This is a genomic window from Streptomyces sp. NPDC048734, assembly GCF_043198675.1.
Lineage (GTDB): Bacteria > Actinomycetota > Actinomycetes > Streptomycetales > Streptomycetaceae > Streptomyces.
The window spans coordinates 382,784-406,671 of record NZ_JBICUZ010000003.1 but is presented as its reverse complement, the minus strand read 5'-3'; the positions used below and the strand labels follow the sequence as shown (position 1 = coordinate 406,671).

Below are 23,888 nucleotides of genomic sequence, written 5' to 3'. Positions count from 1 at the left end.
CTCACGGCGGTGGGCGGAGCGTAGGGGGGGGGCGGGGGGGGGGGGCGCCGGCCCCGGGGGCGGCCCCCCCCCCCCCCCCCTGGGGGGGGGGGGGGGGGCGCCCCCCCCCCCCGCCGGGGGCCCCCCCCCCACTTCCGCTTTCCCGGAGACCGACGGCTGCCGCCCGTGGTGGCGGGGTCGGCCTCTCGCGGAAGACCTCACCGGCGCCCCACAGGGACCCCGGAGCCCGTCCACAGCGGGGCGGCGTCTCATGGGAGCCGCAGGCGGGTGCGCGCGGTGCGGTGAGGGAGGAACGCGGACATGGGGTTCATGGTGGTGTTGTCGGTGTCGCTGCTCGTCGGCGCGGTCGCCGCGGTCGCCGGGACGGTCGCCCTGCGCCGCTCTCGGTGGCCCCGTCCCCCGTCCGGCCTGGACGCTGAGGCGGAGGCCAACCAGTGGCTCGTACGCCTCGGTGCGGGCCTGGGCCCGCCGGACGCGCGGGCCTGGGCGGGAGCCGGTGAGGACACGGCACGGGCGCTGACCAGTGCGGCGGAGTGCCATCGCGTGGCGCGGGCGCGGCTGGCGGAGGCCCGTACCGCGGCGGAGTACGCGGAGGTGACGCGGACGGCACGGGAAGGGCTGGACCATCTGCGGAGAGGGCGCGCCGGACTGGGCGGGGAGACGGCGACGGCGCCGGGGTCCGCGTCACCCGCGGCGGGCTGACGGAGGGAGACGGAGGGCTGACGGAGGGAGACGGCACGTGCGGCCGTACGCCCCGAGGCGTTGCGGCGGCGGAGCCGGGCCGGAGTGGGGCGGGGCCGGGCCGGAGTGGGGCAGGGCCGGAGTGGAGAAGGGGTGGAGGAGGGCCGGAGTGGGGCGGGGCAGGGGTGGAGGAGGGCCGGAGTGGGCAGGGGCAGGAGCCGGGGCGGAGCAGGGCGGAGAAAAAACTTTCCGTCACACGGCAACTCTTCACCGGGCGGCGACCACTGACAGGGCGTAACCCCGCTCCTCCCCCGTAAGGAACACCCGTGGCAGCTCGATCCCACCGCCGGTCCCTCCGCTCGCGCCGTGCCCTGGTGCTCTCCGCCGCCGTCGTGGCCGCGGGTGTCGGCGCCGGTGTCGTCGTGATGAACGCCAACGCCGGGACCGTCGACCTGTACCACCAGACGCTCGCCGCCAAGGACGGCTGGGCGTCGTCGGGTACGGGCACCACCGGTGGTGCGAAGGCCGACGCCGCTCACACCTTCACCGTCTCCACCCGCGCCCAGCTCGTGAAGGCGCTCGGTTCCGCGAGCGACACCACGCCCCGGATCATCAAGGTCAGCGGCACCATCGACGCCAACACCAACGACTCCGGCAAGAAGCTGACCTGCGCCGACTACGCGGCCGGCACCGGCTACTCGCTGTCGGCCTACCTCAAGGCCTACGACCCGGCCACCTACGGCCGTTCCAAGCTGCCCTCCGGCACGCAGGAGAGCGCCCGGGCCGCCGCCCAGAAGAAGCAGGCGCTCAACGTCACCTTCAAGGTGCCGGCCAACACGACGATCGTGGGCGTCCCCGGCACGAACGCGGGCCTGACCGGGGCCATGCTCCAGGTGCAGAACGTGGACAACGTCATCGTCCGCAACCTGACCTTCGCCGCCACCGAGGACTGCTTCCCGCAGTGGGACCCGACCGACGGCGACGACGGCAACTGGAACTCCAACTACGACTCGGTGACCCTGCGCGGGGCGACCCACGTGTGGGCGGACCACAACACGTTCACCGACGCGCCGCACTTCGACAGCGCCAACCCGAAGTACTTCGGCCGCGAGTACCAGATCCACGACGGCGCCCTCGACATCACCAAGGGCTCCGACCTGGTGACCGTCTCGCGCAACCAGTTCACCAACCACGACAAGACGATGCTGATCGGCAGCAGCGACACCGACAGCGTGGGCAAGCTGCGCGTCTCCATCCACCACAACGTGTGGAAGGGCATCATGCAGCGCGCCCCCCTGGCCCGCATCGGCCAGATCCACATCTACAACAACTACTACGACGTCACGACCCTCAACGGTTACGCGCCGCAGTACAGCATCAACTCCCGCGCCAAGGCCCAGGTCGTCGCCGAGAACAACCACTGGAAGCTCCCGTCCGGCGCGAAGGCCGCCAAGCTCCTCAGCGGTGACGGCACCGGCTCGATCAAGGGCTCCGGCAACATGGTCAACGGCACGGTGACCGACCTCGTCGCCGCCTACAACGCCGCTTCCTCCAAGGACCTGAAGACCACGGTCAACTGGACCCCGACCCTCACGACGGGCCTGGAGTCCTCGGCGGCCGGCCTGCCGACGTCGCTGGCCACGACGACGGGCGCGGGCGTGCTCAAGTAGGGCACCCGAGACACGCGAGGGCCGGGAGACCACGAGCCCCCGGCCCTCGCGTACCCATGCGGCCCTGTCTCCGCGCTGTCACCCGGTTGGTGGCACGGAGACCGGGCCGCATGGCGTTTGTGCGGCGGACGGCGGACGGCGGTTCGCGCAGGTCGCGTGCCGGGGCTACTCGTCCGTGAAGATGCCCTCGGCCGTCGGGGCCGTGACCGCACGCCGGAGCCAGTGGCGCAGGATCTCGGGGTCACCGCAGCCGGTGACGCGTTCCCGGACCGCTTCGGGGACATCGATGCCGCGCACTTCCAGGATGTCCAGGACGTCCTCGGCGCCGCGCTGAGCCCGGCCCTCGTCGCGGATTTCCTCGGAGATGGGCGACTTGTAAAAGGAGAGGTCCACGGCCACCAGTTTCCTCCACTGTTGCGCGGCCGGGTGCTTGCCCAGCCCTTGTGAGATGAGTTCGATGATCGGGTCGGCGACGCTCTGCGGTGTGTCCCGCAGAACGGTCGTCATGGATGTGAGTATGGCCCCGGCGTCCGGATGCGTGGCGTGGGTGATCGCGGCCAGCGTGGCGAGGGCGAGGTCCTTGCGGACTTCGGCCGGGTCGGTGATCACCGGCATGTTGTGCGGTCCCGCGACCAGCGGCCGCAGGGTCAGCAGGGGCCACTGACGGGGACCGAAGCTGACCATACGGATTCCTGTGAGGTGAGGTGACGAAGGACGGAAACGGGTTTGCCGCTGGCACATGCCAACTCGTTTTCCGCAGGGAGCGTATGAGCGCGACTCCGCCTGGCGGGGGCGCAGTTGGTGATGTTCACCCGGAGGGGTGAAGGTGGCTGCGAGTCGGTCTCCGGCGGGTGCCGGGGCTGGCCGACGCGTCAGGTGGCGGTGGGCGGTGGTTGCCGGAGTGCGAGGCAGCCCTGGCAGTGGTGCGGGTCGGGGCCGTGGTAGCCGAGGTCGCAGGTGTCGCAGACGCGCATGGGGTGCCGGACGACCGGTGGCGGTTCGGGGGCCCGGTACGGCGGGAGGGGCGGCAGTTTGTCCGTCAGGCGGTGGGCCAGGAAGGCGGCGGGCCGGACCAGGGGCTCCAGGGGCAGGTCACCGGCCAGGGCCTTGCGTACGGCGGTGGGGGTGAGGTCGCGCTCCAGCCAGGCGACGACGCCGGGGGCGAGGTGTTCGGCGTCGGTGGCGGAGAGCAGCAGGCGGGGGTCCTCACGGCGCAGGCCGGCGAGGACGTCGGTGGCCGTGCGGAGGAGGGCGGGGGAGCTGTACGAGGGTTTCGGTAGGGCGGGGAGGGCCGCGCGGCGCGGGGGTTTCTGCTGCGGGGCGGCGGCCGCGCGGCGGGCCGGGGGCTTGGGAGCCTCGGTCGGAGTCTTGGGCGCCTCGCCCGTTCCGGAGGGGGCGTCGCGTCGGCCGGGCTGGTTGCAGGAGACGGTGCGGGTGACGATGCGGCCGGTCGGGGTGCGTTCGCGGGTGCGGCGCAGGTAGCCGTGGGTCTCCAGCTCGCGCAGGGCGGCGGCGATCCGGGTCGGGCCCTCGGGGAAGCGGGCGGCCAGGGTCTTGATGCCGACGGGGGCGCCGGTGGGGAGGGACTGGATGTGGCAGGCCAGTCCGATCGCCAGCAGTGACAGTTCCGGGTGCTGGACGAGGTGGTTGCCGACCACCGTGAAGCGGGTGGTGTGGCGGGTGTTGTCGTGGGTGACGCCGCCGGGATGCCCCTTGGCGTGGGCGCGCCGGTAGGGGTGGTTTTTCGCGCCGATACGGGACTGGGCGTGCGGGCGCACGCTAGGGTTTTGGGTGTCCATCGGGAAGGTGTCGACTTCCTTGGTGGTCAGGCCCTCGCAGTGGGATGCCAGTCCCGGCGGGGGCCGTTTGCGTGTCTGGAGTGGTGTGCCGTGCTGCGCTGAGCGTAGGGCAGGCAACCCGTCATAAATCCACTTCAGTTGGTGATGTTCACTCGCGAGAGTGAGCCTGCGCCGTGGGCGGGAGGGGTGGGGCTTGGTGGGGTTTCTTTCTCTCCCGTGGTCCTTGGAAAAGACGGCCGACGCCACCGGAACCCACGCGATCGGGTTCCGGTGCCGGTGTCGTTTCCGCTGGTCAGACTGGCGGTAGATCGAGTTCGGCCCATACGGTCTTGCGGGGGCCCGGTCCGAGCTGCACGCCCCAGCGGTCGGCGAGGGCCTCGACGAGGAGCAGGCCGCGTCCGGACTCGGCGTCGGGGGCGGGCCGTCGGCGGTGCGGGAGGTCGTCCCCGCGGGTGTCCGTGACCTCGATGCGGAGGACCGCGCCACGGGCCAGGAGGACGAGGCGGAAGTCGCGTCCGGGGAGCCGGCCGTGGGTGGCCGCGTTCGTGGCGAGTTCGGCGACGAGCTGTTCGGCGGCCTCGGCGACACGGTGGGGCAGGTCCCGGTCGCGCATCCAGTCCGTGGCGAGCAGCCGGGCGAGGCGGGCGCCGCGGGGCGTGGGTGACAGGAGCACACTGAAGTGGTCGGCGGGCCGCAGAAGTTGGGTGGACTTTTCGCTGTTCACGTGACCGAGCGTGGCCGGACGCGCTTACCGTGAACAGTGACAGCACCGATACGTAGGGTGACTGTCCGGGGCTTGTCGGCCGTTGTCCGGACCGTCGGAAAGAGGCCTACGGGTAAGGGCGTCACGGCACGGCGGTACGACAGAGGGGTGCGGTATGTCGGTGGACGGCGAGGCGGTACGGCTCCGGACCGAGGCGGACGAGCCCGGGTGGGAGGTGGACCCGGACGACGAGTGGGGCGTGGCCGTACTCGCCACGGTGGGACGGCAGTTGAGGCTGCGGCGGGAGTCGGTGGGGATGCGGGCCGCCGACTTCGCGGTGGCGGTCGGGTACGGGGAGGACCTCGTCTACAAGGTCGAGGGCGGAAAACGGATCCCCCGCCAGGAGTACCTGGACAAGGCCGACGAGGTGCTGGGCGCGGGCGGACTCCTCGCGGCGACCTGGGAGGACGTGAAGAAGGTCCGGTATCCGAAGAAGGTTCGGGAACTGGGGAAGCTGGAGGCACAGGCGGTCGAGGTGGCGCTGTACAGCAACCACAACATCCACGGCCTGTTGCAGACCGAGGAGCACATGCGGGCACTCTTCGACGCGTGGCTTCCCGCCTACTCGGACGAGGAGACGGAGCGCATGGTGGCCGCGCGGCTGGCCCGCCGTTCGATCTTCGAGCGGTCACCGGCACCGACGCTGAGTTTTGTCCAGGAAGAGGTGACGCTGCGCCGGCCGGTCGGAGGCAGAATGGTGTGGCGGCGGCAACTCGAACGCCTTTTGGAGCTTGGGCAGTTGCGGAACGTCTCGGTTCAGGTGATGCCGACCGACTGCGAGGATCACTTCGGTACGGGCGGACTGATCGAGGTGCTCAAGTTTCCGGACGGCACGGCGGTGGGGCGCTCCGAGGGTGCGTTCAGCGGCCGCCCGGTGTCCGAGCCGAAGCAGCTCAGGATCCTTGAACTGCGCTATGGCATGATCCGGGCGCAGGCTCTCACGCCCCGAGAGTCGAGGGCCCTCATCGAGCAGATGCTTGGAGAGACATGATCGCCACCTCCACCGGCCACGACGTTTCTGCGCTGGTCTGGTTCAAGAGCAGCTACAGCAGCAGCGGTGACGGCAACGACTGCATCGAGATCGCCACCGCCCCCGACGCCGTGCGCGTCCGCGACTCCAAGAACATAGAAGGCCCCCGCCTGGCGCTCTCCCCCGGCGCCTGGGCGGACTTCGTGGCGTACGCCTCGGAACGCTGACGGGCGGGCCCGGCTACCGCGTCACGAACTGCGTCAGGATCGCCTGGACCTCGTAGATGTCCACGCCCTTGGTGAACGTCTTCTGGATCGGCGTCGCCGTGCCCGACACCCAGATCTTCAGCTCGGCGTCGAGGTCGAAGGTGCCGGCGGTCTCCACCGCGAAGTGCGTGATGCTGCGGTACGGGACGGAGTGGTACTCCACCTTCTTCCCGGTGATGCCCTGCTTGTCGACCAGCAGCAGCCGCCGGTCGGTGAACAGGATCGTGTCCCGGATCAGCAGGTACGCGGCGTGCACCTGCTCCCCCTGCCCGAGCAGCCGCGCGTAGTCCTGCTGGGCCGTGCCGGAGTCGATGGTGTGCGCGTTGCCGAACAGAGCCATGAAGGTCCCCCACTGTGTCGTCGGTGTCGTAGTGGGGGACGCCGCCGGGATGCCGAACAGTTGCGCGGACGCGTCGGGCGGGGTTCCCTTCAGGTGTCGTACGTGCCGTCCCACGGCGCGCCGAAGCCGAGCCGGTCCGGGTACAGCTCCGCCCAGTCCTCGTCCTCGTCGCCGTCCTCGTCCTTGCGGACCACCAGGCCGAACAGGACGTCCTCGTGGGTGACCTGGAAGGGGCGGACGGCGATGTCCGTGTAGGAGCGGCGGGGCAGGCTGCGCAGGAGGCCGGCCAGGCGGACGCGGGCGCGGGTCAGGGGCGAGTCGTCGCCGTGGGGGTCGCGCTGCTGCTGCGCCCAGGTGCCGGCGCACCAGATGTCCGAGTCCCGGTAGCGGCCCTCGGCGTCGAAGGTGTGCAGCACGGTGTAGAGGCGCTTGTGCTCCTCCCAGCCGTCGTCGGGACGGAAGCCCTGCGGGAAGGCGTACGTGACCGACGCGAGGAACTGGCCGTCCGCGTACCGCCCGATGGACTCGGTGCGGTGCTTCGGCCGGTAGGCGATCGGAACGACCTCGGGAACTGCCATGGCGGAAACCATACGGCTTAGCGGGAACATGCCGAAGCGGGGGACCACCCCTGCACGTGTCCCGCCGTGCCACGTCCTGCCCGGCAGCCGATCCGGGCCGAGGGAGAGGGACGCGGCCGGTCCCTCTCCCCGTGCCACGGTCCTGCGGTCAGGAGGCCGGAGGCGAGTCGTCTCCGGGGACGTCGGCGAACAGGTCGTCGGCCGTGGTCGCGGTGAGGGAGCGGTCGAACCAGAGGGTGAGGGTGTCCAGGTCGGTGCAGGAGGTGATGCGCTCGCGCGTGCCCTCCGGGACGTCGACCCCCCGCTTGTCGAGCACGCGCAGGATGAGCGAGGCACGATCCTCGGCCAGGCCCTCCGCCTTGCCCTCCGCCTTGCCTTCCGCCTTGCCTTCCGCCTTGCCCTCGGCCCTGCCTTCCAGGTACGTCTCCTCGAACAGCGTCCCGTGTCCCGGGAAGTAGGTGATGACCTTCGACATCAGCTCTCTCCATTTCACTTTGACCGGAGTGTTCTCCAGGCCGACTTCGGTCGCCTCGCACCAGTACTTCGTGGGGCCCCGGCCGAGCGACTGGAATCCGCGGGCCAGCGTTTCCAGTATGGCGGGGGCCCTGCGGCTCTCGCTGTGAACGATCGCGGAGAGCACCGCCAGCGCCGGCTGCCGGGCCACCGCCGACTCGTCGGTGATCTCCGGGACGGTGTCCGGTCCCAGTACGAAGGGACGCGTGACCTGTGTCGTCCACGTGCCGACGGCGCACGGGAAGGGGCCCGCGGCCCAGTTCGCCGTGGGCCGGTCCCGGCAGACCACGACCAACAGCACCGGCATGGCGTACTTCGCGCTCAGATACGCCACGTAATAGGACCAGCTCGTCGCCTTGTCCGGGTCCTGCTTGGTCTGGGACTCGATGGCGAGCAGGTAGCTCTCCCCCTCGGGCGGCTCGACCTTCAGCACCGTGTCGACACGGCGCTCCAGCGGTCGGATCTCCGTGGCGTCGGGAGTGAGGGCCGTGTAGTCCTCCTTGGCCGGAGGAGGGACCCCCAGCGTCTCGAAGACGAGATCGAGGGCTTCCGGATGGTCCTGGAAGATCCGGTGTGCGGCCTCGTGGGTTGATGTGACCATGTGCGCAACGTAGATGCGCCGATGGACGGATATCCGGCCGATACGGAGGTGTTCACCCTTTCGAGGGGCGAAGAAACGTTCAATGACCGTGCTCGTCGATGCCGGTGAAGAAGCAGGCCCGCTCACCCGTCGGCGGTGCCGGTGAGGGAGCGGGCCGGACGACGGTCGTGCGGGCGCGTGGCCCGGGACGTCGTCGACGTGGTGGATCGTCGGCGTCGTGACGTGCTACGCCGACGACGAGGTCAGCCCTCCTGGCCGCCGAAGCGCTCCTTGTACGTCTCCAGGTCCTCGTCCGTGAGCTTGGCGAAGAGGACCGGGGGGACCGTGAAGGGGGTGCCGGCCGGGACCGCGGTCAGGGCCTTCGCCTCCGCCTCGGTGATCCACGTCGCCGTGTCGGAGGGGAGGGAGAACGCCTCGCGCATGACCTTCGCCGTCGCCGGGATGAACGGCTCCGAGACCACCGCGTACAGGTGGATCAGGTTCATCGCCGTGCGCAGCGTCAGCGCCGCGGCGTCCTGGTCGGTCTTGATCTCCAGCCAGGGGGCCTTCTCCTCCAGGTAGGAGTTGCCCGCCGACCACAGCGCGCGCAGCGCGGCGGCCGCCTTGCGGAACTGGAGCGCCTCCATCTGCTCCTCGTACTCGGCGAGGAGACGCGCGATCTCCGTGCCGAGCCTCGCCTCGGCCTCGCCGGGCGCACCGCCCGCCGGGACCTCCTCGCCGAAGCGCTTCTTGGAGAACGACAGCACGCGGTTGACGAAGTTGCCGAGGGTGTCGGCGAGGTCCTTGTTGACCGTGGCCGTGAAGTGCTCCCACGTGAAGGACGAGTCGTCCGACTCGGGGGCGTTGGCGATGAGGAAGTAGCGCCAGTAGTCGGCGGGCAGGACGTCCAGCGCCTGGTCGGTGAAGACGCCGCGCTTCTGGGACGTGGAGAACTTGCCGCCGTAGTACGTCAGCCAGTTGAAGGCCTTGACGTAGTCGACCATCTTCCACGGCTCGCGCACGCCCAGCTCGGTGGCGGGGAACATCACCGTGTGGAACGGGACGTTGTCCTTCGCCATGAACTCCGTGTAGCGGACGGGGTCCTCGCCCGCGTCGGCCTCGTACCACCACGACTTCCAGTCGCGGACCTCTCCGCCGGACGCCGCGTCCGCCCATTCCTTCGTCGCCGCGATGTACTCGATCGGGGCGTCGAACCAGACGTAGAAGACCTTGCCCTCGGCGGCCAGGTCCGGCCAGGTGTCGGCCGGGACCGGGACGCCCCAGTCCAGGTCGCGGGTGATCGCGCGGTCGTGCAGGCCCTCCGTCAGCCACTTGCGGGCGATGGAGGAGGCCAGCTGGGGCCAGTGCGCCTCGTGCCGCGACACCCACTCCTCGACCTCGTGCTGGAGCTTCGACTGGAGGAGGAAGAGGTGCTTGGTCTCGCGGACCTCCAGGTCCGTGGAGCCGGAGATCGCCGAGCGGGGGTCGATCAGGTCGGTGGGGTCCAGGACGCGGGTGCAGTTCTCGCACTGGTCGCCGCGGGCCTTGTCGTAGCCGCAGTGGGGGCAGGTGCCCTCCACGTAGCGGTCCGGGAGGAAACGGCCGTCGGCGGGCGAGTACACCTGGCGGATCGCCCGCTCCTCGATGAACCCGTTCTCGTTCAGGCGGCGGGCGAAGTGCTGGGTGATCTCGACGTTCTGCTGCGAGGAGCTGCGGCCGAAGTGGTCGAAGGCCAGCGCGAAGCCGTCGTAGACCGCCTTCTGGGCGTCGTGCGCCTGAGCGCAGAACTCCGCCACCGGCAGGCCCTGCTCCTTCGCCGCCAGCTCGGCCGGCGTGCCGTGCTCGTCCGTCGCGCAGATGTACAGGACGTCGTGGCCGCGCTGGCGGAGGTACCGGGAGTACACGTCCGCCGGGAGCATGGACCCCACCATGTTGCCCAGGTGCTTGATTCCGTTGATGTACGGAAGGGCGCTGGTGATGAGGTGTCGAGCCATCGGGGGCTGCTCCCAGGTCGCTATGTACGGAACTTTCAAATCGTAGCCGACACGGGTACGCCGCCCGCCTCCCGTTTTACGGGGTGGGAAGCGGGCGGCGTCGGGGCGGGAGGGGAGGGGGCTCCCTCCGGTGGGGCTACGGGCGCCAGGTGGCCAGTACGCCCTCGTACAGCTCCTGGTCCGTGAGCTCCAGGGGGGTGGGGCCCGCGTGGAAGAACGCCGTGTTGCCGGTCTTCAGCTTGCGGAGGTAGTCGAACGCCTTGTTGCCGTGCTCACCGAAGGCGACGAAGGAGAAGAAGAGGGCGGGGTGGTTCTCCGCCGCGTCCGCGAGGGACTGGGTGGCGGGGGTCTTGGCGTCCGGGGCGCCGTCCGTCTGGAAGACCACCAGGGCGGGGCGGCGGGAGGACGCCGCGCCGCGCTTCGCGTGACGCTCGTCGTGGTGCGCCACGACGGCCTCCACGGCGACGTGGTAGCTGGTACGGCCCATGCGGCCCAGCTCCGCGTGCAGGTCGTCGATCCTGCTCTCGGGGTCGGTGAGGGTGAGGTCGGCTGTGCCGTCCAGCTCGGTCGAGAAGAAGACGACGTGGACGGTGGGGGCCGGATCCCCGTCCCCGGTGAGGTGGGCGGCGAGGGCCAGGGTCTGGTCGGCCAGGGCCTGGACGGAGCCGTCCTTGTAGTACGGGCGCATGGACGCGGAGCGGTCCAGGACGAGGTAGACGTCCGCCTCGGCGGTGGTGAGGTCCAGCTTGGTGAGGGTGGCCTCGGCCGCGCGGTGGGCGGTGGTGAGGTGGGGCGGGACGGGGGCGGCGGTTGGCTCCGCCGGTTCGGGGGTTTCCGCCTCGGCGGTTGGCTCCGCCGGTTCGGGGGTTTCCGCCTCGGCTTCGCCTTCGGCGGGGGTGTTCCCACCCGCACCACCCGTGCGGGTCTCGGTGTCGTCTGCGGGTGGCCCCTGTGGGGCGTCCTCGCCGTCGGCGGCGAGCGGCTCCGCCGGGCTGGGGGTGGCCTCGGTGGTGGGTTCCGCCGGTTCGGGGGTTTCCGCCGTGTCGGTCTCGGCCTCCGACTCCGCCTCGGGCTCTGTCTCAGCCTCAGGCTCGGCCTCCGACTCCGCCTCGGGCTCTGTCTCAGCCTCAGGCTCGGCCTTCGTCTCGGCCTCGGGCTTCGCCTCAGGCTCGGGCTTCGCCTCAGGCTCGGGCTTCGCCTCAGGCTCGGGCTTCGCTTCAGCCTTGGGTTCGGGCTCTGCCTCAGCTTCGGGCTGCGCTTCAGGCTCGGGCTCGGGCTCGGGCTCGGGCTTCGTCTCGGCCTCGGGCTCCGCCTCCGGTGCGACCTCTGCCTTCGTCTCGGACACTGCCTCGGGCTCGGCCTCGGGGGTGACCTCGGCCTCCGCCTCGGGGGCGGTCTCCGTCTCGGCCTTGGCCTCGGGCTCCTGAGCGGCCTCCGCGGCCTCCGCGGGCTCCGTCTTCTCCGGAGCCTGGTCCTCGGTGGCCGGCTCGGCCACGTCCTCGGCCGGTTCCTCGGTGGCGGGCTCCTCGACCGCAGGTGCAGTCGTTTCCGCGACCGGCTCCGCGACAGCCGGCTCGTCCTTCTCGCTCACCGTCTCGGCGACCGGTTCGGCCGTCGGCACCTCCGGCTCCGCCACCGGTTCGGGGGCCGTGTCCGTGTCCGGCTCGGTGACCGGCTCAGCCGCCTCCGCCACCGGTTCGACGACCGGCTCGGTCGGCGCCTCCGGCTCCTGCTCCTCCGTGGCGGCGGGCTCTTCCGGGGCAGGCCGCTGCTCCGTAGCCGCGGGCTCCTCCGGGGTGGCCTGCTCCTCCGGGGCCTCGGCCTTTGCCGCGGGTTCCTCCGGGGTGGGCTGCTCCTCCGGGGGCTCGGGCTTTTCCGAGGTCAGGGGGGCTTCGGGGGTCGTCTTCGGCGGGGGTGTCGGGTTCGGGACCGTGACGTTGTCGAAGGCCGCCGCGACCAGTTCGTGCTCTTCCGCTGCCGTGCGGGGCTCGGGGACCTGGGCCGCCGGCTCGGGCTCGGGTGCGGGGGTGGGGACGACCGGGGTGGGGGGCGTCGGTTCGGCCGTGGTGGTGGCTTCGGCCGGCTGCGGCTCGGGGTGGTTCGTGGGTTCCGGCTGCGAAGGAATCCGTGCCGCACCCTCCGCCTCGGCGGTGCGCCCCTTGCGTGAACGGCCGAATGCGTTCCGCAGGAGAGTGAGAATGCCCATGTGCGCAACCCTTCGCGTGAGTTGTTCCCGTCAATCCCTGGCCAGGACGGACACGTAAGGTTAGCGGCCTCCGGGGGTGATCTTCGGCAGGGGTGAGTGGGCGTCCGGCAGGTGTGTCAACACCGCCTCCCGGCTCCGTCGACACCCTGGTGGCAGTCGGGGATTCACCCGTCGTTCACTCGGCGTCAGCGCCTCCGCACATACGTGCCCCTACCGTCACGCCCATACCAAGGGCACGCAAGGGAGATCAAAGGTGCGCAAGCTGCTGCCGCTCATCGGAACGCCGTCCCCGTCGCATCCGGGCGGACGTTCCGCCATGACCTGTCGTTTCCGGTGTGGTGACGCCTGCTTCCACGAGGTGCCCAACACCAGCGACAACGAGTACGTCGGTGACGTCATCGCGGGCGCCCTCAGCCGCCGCTCGATGATGCGCGCCGCCGCCGTCGTCACGGTGGCGGGTGCCGCCGGGGCGGCCGGTGTCGCCGGGGCGCGTCCGGCCACCGCGGCCACTCCCGGCCACGGGAAGCCGTCGAAGCCCTCGAAACCGTCGAAGCCGTCCGGCGCGCGCGGGCTGCGCTACAACAGCGTCGCGCCGAACACCGTCGACGCCGTCGTCGTACCGGACGGGTACACCCAGAACGTCGTCGTCCGCTGGGGTGAGCCCATCCTGCGCGGGGCGCCGGCCTTCGACCCGGAGAACCAGACGGCGGCCGCCCAGGCGGGGCAGTTCGGGTACAACAACGACTTCCTGGCGCTGCTGCCGCTGCCGGGCGAGCGGAACCGGCAGCTGCTGGTCGCGAACCACGAGTACACCGACGAGGTGCTCATGTTCCGCGGCTACGACGCCGCCAACCCCACCCGGCAGCAGGTCGAGATCGCCTGGGCCGCGCACGGCCTGTCCGCCGTCGTGGTCGAGGGGGACCGCAGGACCGGCAAGCTCGTCGCCGTTCCCCGTCACCACCTGAACCGGCGGGTCACCGCCACCACCGAGTTCCGGCTGACCGGGCCCGCCGCCGGGTCCGACCTGCTGAAGACCTCCGCCGACCCGACCGGCACCAAGGTGTACGGCACGCTCAACAACTGCGCGGGCGGCACCACCCCGTGGGGCACGACCCTGCACGGCGAGGAGAACTTCAACCAGTACTTCGCCAACGGCGGCCGGGCGACGGACAAGCGCTACGGGATCGGGACCGGTGCCACCGAGCGCAAGTGGGAGCGGTTCGACAAGCGCTTCGACGTCGCACAGGAGCCGAACGAGGTGCACCGCTTCGGCTACGTCGTCGAGCTCGACCCGTACGACCCGTCGTCCACGCCGCGCAAGCACACCGCCCTGGGGCGGTTCAAGCACGAGGGCGCGACCGTCCGGCTCACGCACGACGGCCGTCCGGTCGTCTACTCCGGTGACGACGAGCGCTTCGACTACTTCTACAAGTTCGTCGGCAGCAAGCGGATGCGGCACGGCAGCGGCCGGTCCGTGCGCGAGCACAACCTCTCCCTGCTGGACGAGGGCACGCTGTACGTCGCCAGGCTCACCGGCGACTCCCCCGCGATCGAGATCGACGGCACGGGCAAGCTCCCCGCCGACGGCGAGTTCGACGGCTCCGGCGAGTGGATCCCGCTGGCGACCGCCACCGCGAAGGGCGCGGTCTCGCACGTCGAGGGCATGACCGCCGAGGAGGTGTTCGTCTTCACCCGCCTCGCCGGTGACAAGGTCGGCGCCACGAAGATGGACCGCCCCGAGGACGTCGAGCCGAACCCGGTCACCGGCAAGGTGTACGTGGCCCTCACCAACAACACCAAGCGCGGGGTCGACTCGAACGCCAAGGCGGACGAGGCCAACCCGCGCAACGCCAACAAGCACGGGCACGTCCTGGAGCTGACCGAGCGCTGGAACCGTCCGGAGTCGACGCGGTTCGCCTGGTCGCTGTTCCTGGTGGCCGGTGACCCGGCGGACCCGGCGACGTACTTCGCGGGCTTCCCGAAGGACGCCGTCAGCCCGATCTCCTGCCCGGACAACGTGGCCTTCGACTCCTACGGCAACCTGTGGATCTCCACGGACGGCGCGCAGCTCGGCTCGCACGACGGTCTGTTCGGGGTCGCCACCCGCGGCTCGCGGCGCGGTGAGCTGAAGCAGTTCCTGACCGTGCCGACGGGCGCCGAGACCTGTGGTCCGGTCATCCAGGAGCGGCGTGTGCTGGTCGCCGTGCAGCACCCGGGCGAGCTGGACGGCGCCTCCGTCGAGAACCCGAAGAGCACCTGGCCCGACGGGCCCGGCAGGATCGTCCGCCCGGCGGTCGTGTCGGTGTGGCGCAAGGACGGTGAGGACATCGGCGTCTGAGACGCCCGCGGCGGAGGCCCGCGGTGGAGGACCGCGGCCGGCGCGGTGAGGCGGTCGCCTCGCCGCCGCCACCTCTGCCAGCTCCGCCCCCCTCCGTGGGGGATCTCCGCCCCGGACGGCGGCCCGGCTCCGTGCTCGACGCGGACCCGGGCCGCCGCCGTCGCGTTCACGGTCCCCGCCCCGGCTCATCCCGGCCGGTGGAGGGTGACGTCGACGAGCAGGGAGCGGTGGTCGGTGTCGGGGAGGTCGAGGAAGCGGGCGCGGGTCGCGGAGAACTCGCCGGAGACGAGGACGTGGTCGATCTGGGCGCCGAGGACGGGGGTGGTGCGGCTGGGCCAGGTCGGTTCCCGGGGGCTGCCCGCGAGCCGGGCGGCGTCACGCAGTCCGGTGTCGAGGATCCGGCGGAACGCGGCGTGGTCCTGGGTGGCGTTGAAGTCCCCGGCGAGGATCAGCGGCCCGTCGTCGCGGTGGTCGTCGGCGAAGTCCCGCAGCCGCCCCAGCTCGCGCTTCCACAGACCGACCTGCCGGGGCAGCGGCGGCTTGGGGTGCGCGAGCTGGAGCCGTACGGGCTCTCCGTCGACGTCGGCGACGGCACCGGGCATGCCCATCCGGCCGGGCACGGCGGGGGCGGGCGTCAGCGGGAACCGGCTGAGGACGACGGACCCGACGGAGGTGTCCCCCTCGACGGCCTGCCGGTACGGGAACGCCGTGCCGAGTTCCCGGCGCACGGTGGCCTGACAGCCGTACTCGCACTCCGCGACGAACACCACGTCCGGTTCCTCCCGGCGTACGGCGGTGACGAGGGCGCCCGTCGCCCGGCCGAACTCCACGTTGGAGGTGAGCACCCGCAGCCGTGCGACGGCGGGCCCCTCGGGTTCGTCGGCGTTGCCGTACGGCTCGATGAACCAGGCGAGCAGCCCGAGCACGACGACGCCCCACACCAGCCCCGTCCACCAGCGGGCGAGCAGCGACAGCAGCAGGGCGGCCCCGGTGGGGACGAGCAGCCAGGGCAGGAAGGCGAGCAGCTGGGGAACCGGCGTGCGCAGGTCGGTGTCGGCCGCGCGGCACGCGACGACGGCGCTCACCCCGGCCAGCAGCAGCCCGGCGCACCACGCCCAAAAGACCCGCCCGTTCCGTGGCCGCACGTCAGCGGAACTCCCGTACGACGTCGATGGTCCCGACGATGTGCGCGTTGAAATCGTCCAGCTCCTCCGCGGGTACCCAGAGTTCGAGGATGGTCGCTCCGCCGGCCCGCCGCACCGGATACCGGGCGAGGAAGTCGCTCTCCACCTCGAACCGTGTCACGTAACCGACCCCGGAGGCGGGGACGTTCCAGTCGCGGGCGATGCGGATCGCGTAGTCCTCGTTCAGCACGGGGTAGAAGATCGGCTGTTCGGGCAGGCGCGGCGGCCACCCCCGCCACCCGGAGGCCTCGACCAGGGCCAGTTCCTCCGGGCCGGTGGGCCGCCAGAGGGTCGTTGTCGTCGTACTGCTCATGAAGTGACGGTAGAGGCGGGGGAGGGCGGCGGGCCAAGGGTTTGCGGTCCCGTCGGGCGTGTCACCCGCCGGGCCGGTCGCCGTGTCACCCGCCGGGCCGGTCGCCGTGTCACCCGCCGGGCCGGTCGCCGTGCCGGTCCCCGTCCACCCGCGCCAGGAACTCCGCCAGCGCCGCGTCGAACTCGGCCGGGCGCTCCAGGTTCGGCAGGTGGCCGCAGCCGTCGATCACCCGCAGGGTCGAGTCGGGGAGGAGGGCGTGCAGGGTCTCCGCGTCGCGGACGGGGGTGAACTCGTCGTCCGCGCCGACGACGACGAGGGCGGGGACGGTGACGCGACGGAGCAGCGGGCGGTAGTCGGGCCGTTCGGCCCGGCCGCGCAGGGCCGCCGCGGCACCCTCGGGGGGCGCGGACGTCATCATGCGGTGGACGTGGGCCTTGACGGGGGGCGGGGCGTGCGGGGCGACCATCTTCAGCAGGACCTCGTCGGCGTAGCCGCGCATGCCCTCGGTGAGGAGGCGGTCGGCGAGGGCGTTGCGGGCGGTCCGGCCGGCGGGGGTCTCGGGTTCGGCGAAGGTGTCGGCGAGGACCAGGCCCCGGACCCGGTCGCCGAGGCGGGCCAGGCACTCCATCGCGATCTGGCCGCCCATCGACAGACCGGCGAGGACGAAGGCGCCCACCTCCAGGTCGTCGAGGAGGTCCTCGATGTCCTCGGCGAAGCGGGAGAGGAGCGTGCGGCCGGGGGTGACCGGGGAGGCGCCGTAACCGCGCAGGTCGGGGACGATGACGCGGCGGGCGGGGGCGAAGGCCTCCAGTTGCGGGGCCCACATCGTGCGGTCGAAGGGGTGGCCGTGGACGAGGACCAGGGGGATACGTCCGGCGGTATCCGTGCCTTTGTCCTCGTATGCGAGGAAGGGTGCCATGCGTCGACCCTAGGGTCGCCCAACTCCTCGGTGCAATAGGATCTTTGCTCTCGGTGCAATACCGAGGACTGAGGCCGGAGGGTGGGGAGGCGCCGTGAGCGACTACCGGGCGATCGCCGACCGCATCGCCGACGACATCGCGCGCGGACGGCTGGTGCCGGGCCAACGGCTGCCGCCGCAGCGGCGGTTCGCGCGCACGCACCGGATCGCCCCCTCGACGGCCGGGCGGGTCTACGGCGAACTCGTCCGGCGCGGGCTGGTGGTGGGCGAGGTCGGCCGGGGCACCTTCGTGCGGGCCGCGCCGCCCGCCCCCCAGGGGCGCGCCCTGGTCGAACCGGCCACGGCCGCGCCGGTCAACCTGGAACTCAACTACCCCACCGCACCGGGCCAGTCCGAGCTGCTCGCGCCCGGTCTCGCGCCGCTGCTGCGGGCCGACGTGCTGACCGAGGCGATGCGCACCGCCGCGGCCGACGGCACGGCCGCCGCCCGTGCCGCGGTGGCCCGGCTGCTCACCGTCCCCGGCTGGCGCCCCGAGCCCGCACAGCTCCTGTTCACGGGCAACGCCCGCCAGGCCATCGCCGCCGCGCTCGCCTCCCTGGTCCGGCCGGGCGGCCGGGTCGGCGTGGAGGAGCTGACGTATCCGCTGGTCAAGGAGATCGCCGCCCGGCTGGGGATCGTGCTCGTGCCGATCGGCGGTGACGGCGAGGGGCTGCGGCCGGACGCCCTGCGCGCCGCGCACCGGGCCGCTCCCCTCGCCGCCCTGTACGTCCAGCCGGCCCTGCACAACCCGACCTCACTGACCACGAGCGAGCGCCGCAGGCGCGAACTCGCGCTTACCGCAATGGAGTTGGCGCTGCCCGTCGTCGAGGACCGCGTCTGGTCCTTCCTCCGGCCGGACGCCGTCCCGATCGCCGCCCACGCGCCCGGTCTGACCCACGTCGTCGACGGGCTGTCCAAGCGGGTCGCGCCGGGGCTGACGGCCGGTTTCCTCGTCGTACCGCCGGACCGGGCGGACGCGGTGGCCGCCGTCGTGCGGTCCGGGGGGTGGAGCGCGGGGCGGTTCGCGCTGGAGGCCGCCGTGCGGTGGGCCGGGGACGGGACGGTGGAGCGTCTGGTGGCGGCGAAGCGGGCGGACGCCGCCCGGCGCCAGCGGATCCTCGCGGCCCACCTGGGGGCGTTCGCCGTACGGACCGATCCGCACGCCTACTTCGCCTGGTGGGAGCTGCCCGCGCCGTGGCGGGCGGACACCTTCACGGCCGCCGCCGCCGCGCACGGCATCGCCGTCACCCCCGGCACCGCCTTCACCGTCGACCCGCACCGCACCCCGGACGCGGTCAGACTCGGCCTGGCGTCCGCGGCGGAGGGGGAGTTGGAGCGGGCGCTGCGGCGACTGGCCCGGATCGCGGCGGGGGCGCCGGTGCCGTCACCCGGCGTCGGCGGGCCGGGCGTCCCACCCGCACGTACCGCGTGAGCCACACCCCCGCCGCCACCGTCAGACCCACGCCCAGCAGGAACCAGGACGCGGTGCGCAGGGTGGCGGTGAGGGCGTCGTAGACGGCGGCCGCGGCGGGACGGCCGGCCCCGTCGGCCAGGCCCGTGAGGGTGAGGTGGCGGGCGACGGCGATCGCGAGGCCGAGGAACGCGCCGCCCAGCGCCGTGCCCAGCGCCGCCGCGGTGAGGGCGCGGCGGCGGCAGGCCGCGACGGCGATGCCGGTCACGGCGAGCGCGACGGCGGCGAGGGGCAGCCAGAAACCGGCGAGGTCGAGCACGCGGTAGCCCTTCCGGAGGGTGGCCAGCTCATCGGCCGGGAGCAGCACGACGCGGGTGTGCGCGAGCGGGACCCGGTCGGCGAACGCCACGCGGTCGGCGGCCGGTCGGTCGCGGACGCGGGTGGCAACCGGGGCCAGGTCGACGGTGACGTCACGGTCGCGGTTGTCGTGCAGGGCCGACATCACGGCGCTGTGGGCGGCCTCGTTGCCCGCGTCCCACGCGGTGCGGTAGGCGCGGGTGCGGGTGAAGGAGCGCAGAGCGTCGTGCACGAAGGGGGTCGTCTCGGGGCGCAGCGGGCCGCGTTCGGCGGCCGCCCTGCGCAGGATGCCGTCGCCGACCGTGTCGACCACGACGTCCCGTACGGCCGGGTCGGCGGCGAGCGGCGCCATGGCGGTGACGTACCGGCCGGTGTCCGTGAGGCCGTACGCCGCCCAGGCCGCCAGCGCGCCGAAGGGCGTCAGGAGGCAGGACAGGGCGATGAGGACGGCCGACACGGCGGTCCGCGGACGTCGGGACACGCCTCCAGGCAAGGCCGTGCGCGCCGGACGCGCGAGCGGGGGTCGGCCACTCGGGTGGGCCGCGGCGGGACGGGTACGGCCGCCCGGGTGAACCTCAGCGGGACGGGTACGGCCGCCCGGATGGCCCTCGGCCGGACCTGGGGATTCCGCCCTCCGGTGGAGCGATCACCCGAACGGGTGTCTCATGGACCTGGGGAGAAGGAGGCGATCATGCGCATCACTCCGGCCTTGCGGACATCCGCCTTGCGGACACCAGCCCTGCGGACACCAGCCCTGCGGACTCTGGCCGCGGCCCTGCTCACCGGTGGCACCTTCGCCGTGGCGGCGCTCGGCACCACGGCGTCGGCGGCCCCGCCGACCTCGACCGAAGGCGCGGCGGCACAGGCGGCACAGGCGGCACAAGGCAGCGGTGACGGTGCCGCCTGGGGCATCGTCACCTCCCGCACCGACCTGACCCTGCGGCAGGCGCCCACCACGCACGCGCCCCTTGCCGGCACGCTCGCGCCGGGCAGCCGGGACCTGGTGGAGTGCCGGGTGCTGGGGCAGAGCGTCAACGGCGACGCGCACTGGTACTGGCTGGTCGGCGCGCGGGCCTGGGCGAGCGCCGCCTTCGTGTCCACCGGCGGCGAGCGGGTGCCCGACTGCGCCGACCCCTGCCCGCGCTGGAAGGACGACGACTGGGCCAACTGGAACGACGCCTGGGACGACGAACCGTGGAGCGTCACCGGATCCGGCTCCGTCAGCTTCAGCTTCTCGGGTTCGTGGAGCTTCAGCGCCACCACGAGCGCCACGGGAAGCGCCACCGGGGGTACCACCGGAACCTCGCCGGAGGAGTGGGTGTGGGTCCCGCTCGTTCGGTGAGTGGAGGGATGAGGGAAGACGTGGGCCCCGGCGAGAACCGCCGGGGCCCACGTGCGGCAGGGGACGGGTGGCTATCCGATGCGGTGCCCCTCCGCGTCCTCGTGCGTGTAGTAGCGGTAGAACATCACCGCGAAGAAGCCCGCCGCGACCGCGAGCGAGACGCCCGCGGAGTACAGCGTGCTCGATCCGCTCTGGTTGACGAGGAATCCGGTCGCGCAGCCGGCGAACGCCGCCCACAGAAGGGCGTGCACTTCGCGCCGCAGCTTCGGGGCCACGGCGCGGACGGCGACGTACAGCGCGATGAACGCGAGCGCGGCCACGAGGCCGAACAGGACGTTCCAGCCGGTGATGGGCCCGCCGCTGCGCCGGTTCGCCGCGGCCCAGTAGCCGTAGACCAGCCCGAGCGCGACGGGCACCGCCCACTTCATGACCGCGTGGGTCCGTTCACCGAAGACGTCGGGCAGCCCGCCCGCCCGGGGCCCGGTCAGGGCCGGCGTGCGCGTGCCCGGCGTGCGCATACCCGGTGTGGGTGCCGCATGAGCCATGGGAGCACTCCTCTCTGCTGGTCCCCCGTTTCCAGGGCACACCTGGGCGGGGGCGGTGGCAAGTCGGTGGGAGGCGCCTGCCGTGCGGTGCGGGCCGGGGTGCGGCGCCCGCGCGGGCGTGTTTCGCTGAGGCGGTGAGCGACCGAGGGGGCCAGGGGCTGCTCGCCCGCCACCCGCGCGCCGGGCGCCGGGACGTGCTGGAGCGGCAGAAGCTGCTGCAGTTCCGCGGCCACAGCGTCACCTGGCTGGTGCCGCTGCTGACGCTGGTCGTCATCGCCGTCGTCGACCTGACCACCGGCGGGGAGTTCCGCGTCGTCTCCTGGTGCGTGTTCGTCGCCGCGCTGGCCGCCGTCCTGTGCGGGGTGTGGACGACGGCCCTCTTCGCCGTACTGGCGCTCGTCACCTACGTCGGCGCGGACTCCGCCTGGCCCGCCGAGTACCGGGAGGGTGCGGGCGACTTCGTCCTCGTCCTGGTCGGCGGGTGCCTCTCCGTCCTGGCCGCCGTGCTCCGGGTGCGCGGCGAGCGGCGGATGCTGCACATGCGGCACATCGCCGAGACCACCCGCCGTACGGTGCTGCGGCCGCTGCCGCCCGGCTGGGGCGGCCTCGACCACGCCGCGGTCTACCTCGCCGCCGACGCCGACGCGCGCGTGGGCGGCGACTTCTACGACATCCAGCCCGGACCGCACGGCACCCGCGTCCTCCTCGGTGACGTCCAGGGCAAGGGGCTGGGCGCGGTGGAGGCGGCGGCGGCCCTCCTCGGCACCTTCCGGGAGGCCGCCTACCACGAGGCGGACCTGGCGACGGTCGCCGACCGGCTGGAGACGCGGATGCGGCGCCACCGCGTCCACACCGCCGCCCTCGGCCGCGCCGACGGGGACCGGTTCGCCACGGCCGTCCTGCTGGGCTTCCCCGAGGGGGAGCACGGGGTCGTCGACGTCGTCGTGTTCGGTCACGAGGCGCCGCTCGCCGTCGGTCGCGGCGGGGTGCGGCCGCTGCCGCACGGCGGCGGACTCCCCCTCGGCCTCGCCGAACTCGCCCGCGGCGGCCCTCCGCCGGTGCTGCGCGCCGCCGTCGCCCCCGGGGAGACCCTGCTGCTCGTCACCGACGGCGTCACCGAGGCGCGGGACCGCGCCGGCGCCTTCTACCCGCTCGCCGACGACGTCGCCGACGGCCTCGCCCGCGATCCGCGCACCGCCGCCCCCGGCCGCCTGGTCGCCTACGTCCGCGACCGCACGCTGCGGCACTGCGGCGGCCGTCTCGGCGACGACACGACGGTCTTCGCGGTACGGCCGCGGGGCGCGGGGGGCACGGAGGGCGGGCCGGACGGGTGGTACGCGCGGGGCACGGAGGGCGGGCCGGGCCCGGAGGGTGGGCCGGGCGAGCGGGGCGCGTGGTACGCGCGGGGCACGGAGGGCGGGCCGGACGGGTGGTACGCGCGGGGCACGGACGCAGACGAAGGCCCCGTAGGGGGACGTTTGCAGACCTGAGGCCCCCGTTTGCAGCAGCAGCGGTTACGGTGCTGACGTACGTGATCGACAGGGGGAGGGACCATGCCCGGAACCGTGCTGCTGCTCGCGGCCTCACCCGTGGGCAAGGGGTGCCTGGTGGACGCGGCGTCCGTGCTTCCCGTGCTCGCGGCCGTGCCGCCCGCCGTCCTGGCCGGCACCGACACGGCGAACGTCGTCGAACTCGCCGATCCGCTGGAGCCGCAGGCCGTGCTGACCCGGCTGCGGGCCGCCGCGGCGGCGCCCGGACCGCTGACCGTGTTCGTCACCGGGCAGCTCCAGCTCGACCGCAAGCAGCGGCTGCCGCATCTGGCGCTGGCCCGTACGACGCCGTCGACCGTGCGCTACACCGGTTTCCCCTGGCACTGGTTCCGCGAGGAGCTGCGGTTGCGGGCGGCCGGGACGACGACGCTGCTGCTCGACCTGCACGCGGACGCCGAGACCTGGGGATGGCTGCGGGGGCGGGGGCTGGAGTGCGGGGCGGGGGTCGCCGTGTACGGGAGGGTCGCGCCTCCGGCGGGGCGGCGGAGGGTGGCCGCGCCCACGTACATGAAGGCGATCGCCACCGTGCTGCGGAGCGGGGGGCGGCCGGGGCCGGAGCAGCTGCACCAGACGGCGCTGGCGAGGATCGCCGGAGAGGGAGAGGTGGGGGACCTGGTGCTGTGGGGTGCGGGTGTGGCCCCGGGGCCGGGTGCGGCTCCCGTGCCGGGTGCGGCTGCCGTGCCGGGTGCGGGGGTGGGTGTCCCAGGTGGGTCCGCCCCCGCCGCCCCTTCCCTCCCCCTCCCCGGGGGCGGCGCCTCCGGACCCCCGCTGCCGGCCCCGGACGGGCCTCGTCCTCGAACGCCGGACGGGCTGGTGGGTGACCCCCACGCCGCTATCACGGCGGCCGTCCAGGCCGGTGACCATTCCGCCGCCGACGCTCTCGCCGCCCGCCTGGAGCAGGCCGCGCTCGTCGCGCACGGGGCCGGGGCGGAGGAGGCGTTGCACTGGTCCGAGGTACGGGCGGACCTGGCGATGTTCGCGGGGGACGCCGAGCGCAGCTGCCGTACCTGGATGGCGGTCGCGACGGCGCGGCTGGCCGCGGGGCAGCCCGCCGACGCGGCGCCGGTCGAGGCGGCCGTGGACCGGGCCCACCACCAGTGGGGGCGCGTCACGGACCGGAACCGGGCCCGCGACCTCGGCCCGGCGCTCGCGGAGCTGCGCGGCCGGGTACCGGGCCGTCGGCAGGGCGCCCTGGACCACGTCCGCGAGCAGCTCCGCCAGCTCCAGACGCAGGGGTAGGGCCGGTCCGGCGGCTCGAGGTCGCGGGAGGGCGTCGGCGCGACGGGGGTCCCGCCTCCGCCCCTGCCCTCGCCCTCGCCCTCGCCCTCGCCCTCGCCCTCGCCCTCGCGTGAGCGCAGCCGGGCGCCGGGGAGCCGGCAACCGACGACGACGCGGCTGAGGGCCCCGGAGGATCCCGCGTCCTCGGCACGATCCGCCGGACAGTCCCGGTCCCGGTCCCGGTCCCGGTCCCAGTCCCGGTCCTCTCCGCCCCGCCTTCGGACGTCAGGCCCCGCACACCTCCGGATGCCG

At 73.1% G+C, this 23,888-nt stretch carries 21 protein-coding genes; 9 read left to right on the top strand and 12 right to left on the bottom strand.

All coding sequences use genetic code 11. From position 1 onward, the window contains the following. Nucleotides 1–300 precede the first annotated feature (300 nt). Both ACGFQC_RS10820 and ACGFQC_RS10815 read left to right on the top strand, forming a co-directional pair. On the top strand, nt 301–702 hold the full coding sequence (locus tag ACGFQC_RS10820) for a hypothetical protein (protein ID WP_363087632.1): 402 nt from the start codon (nt 301–303) through the stop codon (nt 700–702). Nucleotides 703–1,007: 305 nt separating this feature from the next. Then, entirely contained in the window at nt 1,008–2,351 is a 1,344-nt protein-coding gene (locus tag ACGFQC_RS10815) for a polysaccharide lyase family 1 protein (protein ID WP_363087631.1), read from the top strand. Between the two features lie 165 nt (nt 2,352–2,516). On the opposite strand, the gene ACGFQC_RS10810 is transcribed toward ACGFQC_RS10815, so the two are convergent. The 3 genes from ACGFQC_RS10810 to ACGFQC_RS10800 form a co-directional block, all read right to left on the bottom strand. Next, the gene (locus ACGFQC_RS10810) at nt 2,517–3,272 is read right to left on the bottom strand and encodes a hypothetical protein (protein ID WP_393288119.1); all 756 of its coding nucleotides are present in this window, start codon (nt 3,270–3,272) and stop codon (nt 2,517–2,519) included. Continuing rightward, nucleotides 3,224–4,150, bottom strand: coding sequence for a helix-turn-helix domain-containing protein (locus ACGFQC_RS10805; protein ID WP_363087630.1), 927 nt, complete (start codon nt 4,148–4,150; stop codon nt 3,224–3,226). The genes ACGFQC_RS10810 and ACGFQC_RS10805 overlap by 49 nt, the downstream gene beginning before the upstream one ends. A gap of 292 nt (nt 4,151–4,442) precedes the next feature. Then, nucleotides 4,443–4,874, bottom strand: a complete 432-nt coding sequence (locus tag ACGFQC_RS10800; protein WP_363087629.1) for an ATP-binding protein — start codon at nt 4,872–4,874, stop codon at nt 4,443–4,445. 154 nt (nt 4,875–5,028) lie between these two features. On the opposite strand from ACGFQC_RS10800, the gene ACGFQC_RS10795 reads away from it, so the two are divergent. Together ACGFQC_RS10795 and ACGFQC_RS10790 are read left to right on the top strand one after the other, a co-directional pair. Further along, on the top strand, nt 5,029–5,904 hold the full coding sequence (locus ACGFQC_RS10795) for a helix-turn-helix transcriptional regulator (protein ID WP_363087628.1): 876 nt from the start codon (nt 5,029–5,031) through the stop codon (nt 5,902–5,904). Beyond that, a complete protein-coding gene (locus tag ACGFQC_RS10790) occupies nt 5,901–6,110 on the top strand; it encodes a DUF397 domain-containing protein (protein WP_363087627.1) in 210 nt (69 codons plus the stop codon). Before ACGFQC_RS10795 ends, ACGFQC_RS10790 begins: the two co-directional genes overlap by 4 nt. Nucleotides 6,111–6,123: 13 nt before the next feature. On the opposite strand, the gene ACGFQC_RS10785 is transcribed toward ACGFQC_RS10790, so the two are convergent. From ACGFQC_RS10785 to ACGFQC_RS10765, 5 genes are all read right to left on the bottom strand, one after another. Continuing rightward, on the bottom strand, nt 6,124–6,489 hold the full coding sequence (locus ACGFQC_RS10785; protein WP_363087626.1) for a PH domain-containing protein: 366 nt from the start codon (nt 6,487–6,489) through the stop codon (nt 6,124–6,126). A gap of 89 nt (nt 6,490–6,578) precedes the next feature. Next, the gene (locus ACGFQC_RS10780) at nt 6,579–7,067 is read right to left on the bottom strand and encodes a hypothetical protein (RefSeq protein ID WP_363087625.1); all 489 of its coding nucleotides are present in this window, start codon (nt 7,065–7,067) and stop codon (nt 6,579–6,581) included. 148 nt (nt 7,068–7,215) lie between these two features. Then, entirely contained in the window at nt 7,216–8,181 is a 966-nt protein-coding gene (locus tag ACGFQC_RS10775; protein ID WP_363087624.1) for a hypothetical protein, read from the bottom strand. A 242-nt stretch (nt 8,182–8,423) separates the two neighbouring features. Next, a complete protein-coding gene (metG, locus tag ACGFQC_RS10770; RefSeq protein ID WP_363087623.1) occupies nt 8,424–10,154 on the bottom strand; it encodes a methionine--tRNA ligase in 1,731 nt (576 codons plus the stop codon). A gap of 136 nt (nt 10,155–10,290) precedes the next feature. Further along, nucleotides 10,291–12,360, bottom strand: a complete 2,070-nt coding sequence (locus ACGFQC_RS10765; RefSeq protein ID WP_363087622.1) for a VWA domain-containing protein — start codon at nt 12,358–12,360, stop codon at nt 10,291–10,293. 253 nt (nt 12,361–12,613) lie between these two features. Here ACGFQC_RS10765 and ACGFQC_RS10760 point away from each other — a divergent pair, with 253 nt between their 5' ends. After that, nucleotides 12,614–14,698: a PhoX family protein gene (locus ACGFQC_RS10760; RefSeq protein WP_363087621.1), complete on the top strand. Its 2,085-nt coding sequence runs from the start codon at nt 12,614–12,616 to the stop codon at nt 14,696–14,698. A gap of 185 nt (nt 14,699–14,883) precedes the next feature. On the opposite strand, the gene ACGFQC_RS10755 is transcribed toward ACGFQC_RS10760, so the two are convergent. The 3 genes from ACGFQC_RS10755 to ACGFQC_RS10745 form a co-directional block, all read right to left on the bottom strand. Further along, nucleotides 14,884–15,843: an endonuclease/exonuclease/phosphatase family protein gene (locus tag ACGFQC_RS10755; RefSeq protein WP_363087620.1), complete on the bottom strand. Its 960-nt coding sequence runs from the start codon at nt 15,841–15,843 to the stop codon at nt 14,884–14,886. Between the two features lies 1 nt (nt 15,844). After that, nucleotides 15,845–16,195: a hypothetical protein gene (locus tag ACGFQC_RS10750; RefSeq protein WP_363087619.1), complete on the bottom strand. Its 351-nt coding sequence runs from the start codon at nt 16,193–16,195 to the stop codon at nt 15,845–15,847. Between the two features lie 109 nt (nt 16,196–16,304). Continuing rightward, the gene (locus ACGFQC_RS10745; protein ID WP_363087618.1) at nt 16,305–17,114 is read right to left on the bottom strand and encodes an alpha/beta hydrolase; all 810 of its coding nucleotides are present in this window, start codon (nt 17,112–17,114) and stop codon (nt 16,305–16,307) included. A gap of 94 nt (nt 17,115–17,208) precedes the next feature. Between ACGFQC_RS10745 and ACGFQC_RS10740 the strand changes: the two genes are divergently transcribed. After that, nucleotides 17,209–18,585, top strand: a complete 1,377-nt coding sequence (locus ACGFQC_RS10740; protein WP_363087617.1) for a PLP-dependent aminotransferase family protein — start codon at nt 17,209–17,211, stop codon at nt 18,583–18,585. A gap of 1,027 nt (nt 18,586–19,612) precedes the next feature. Then, entirely contained in the window at nt 19,613–20,263 is a 651-nt protein-coding gene (locus tag ACGFQC_RS10735; protein WP_363087616.1) for an SH3 domain-containing protein, read from the top strand. 71 nt (nt 20,264–20,334) lie between these two features. Here the strand turns inward: ACGFQC_RS10735 and ACGFQC_RS10730 are convergent, their stop codons facing one another. Continuing rightward, nucleotides 20,335–20,808, bottom strand: coding sequence for a hypothetical protein (locus ACGFQC_RS10730; RefSeq protein ID WP_363087615.1), 474 nt, complete (start codon nt 20,806–20,808; stop codon nt 20,335–20,337). 134 nt (nt 20,809–20,942) lie between these two features. On the opposite strand from ACGFQC_RS10730, the gene ACGFQC_RS10725 reads away from it, so the two are divergent. Beyond that, nucleotides 20,943–22,298: a PP2C family protein-serine/threonine phosphatase gene (locus ACGFQC_RS10725; RefSeq protein ID WP_363087614.1), complete on the top strand. Its 1,356-nt coding sequence runs from the start codon at nt 20,943–20,945 to the stop codon at nt 22,296–22,298. 63 nt (nt 22,299–22,361) lie between these two features. Next, a complete protein-coding gene (locus ACGFQC_RS10720) occupies nt 22,362–23,597 on the top strand; it encodes a hypothetical protein (RefSeq protein ID WP_363087613.1) in 1,236 nt (411 codons plus the stop codon). The last annotated feature ends 291 nt before the right edge of the window (nt 23,598–23,888 follow it).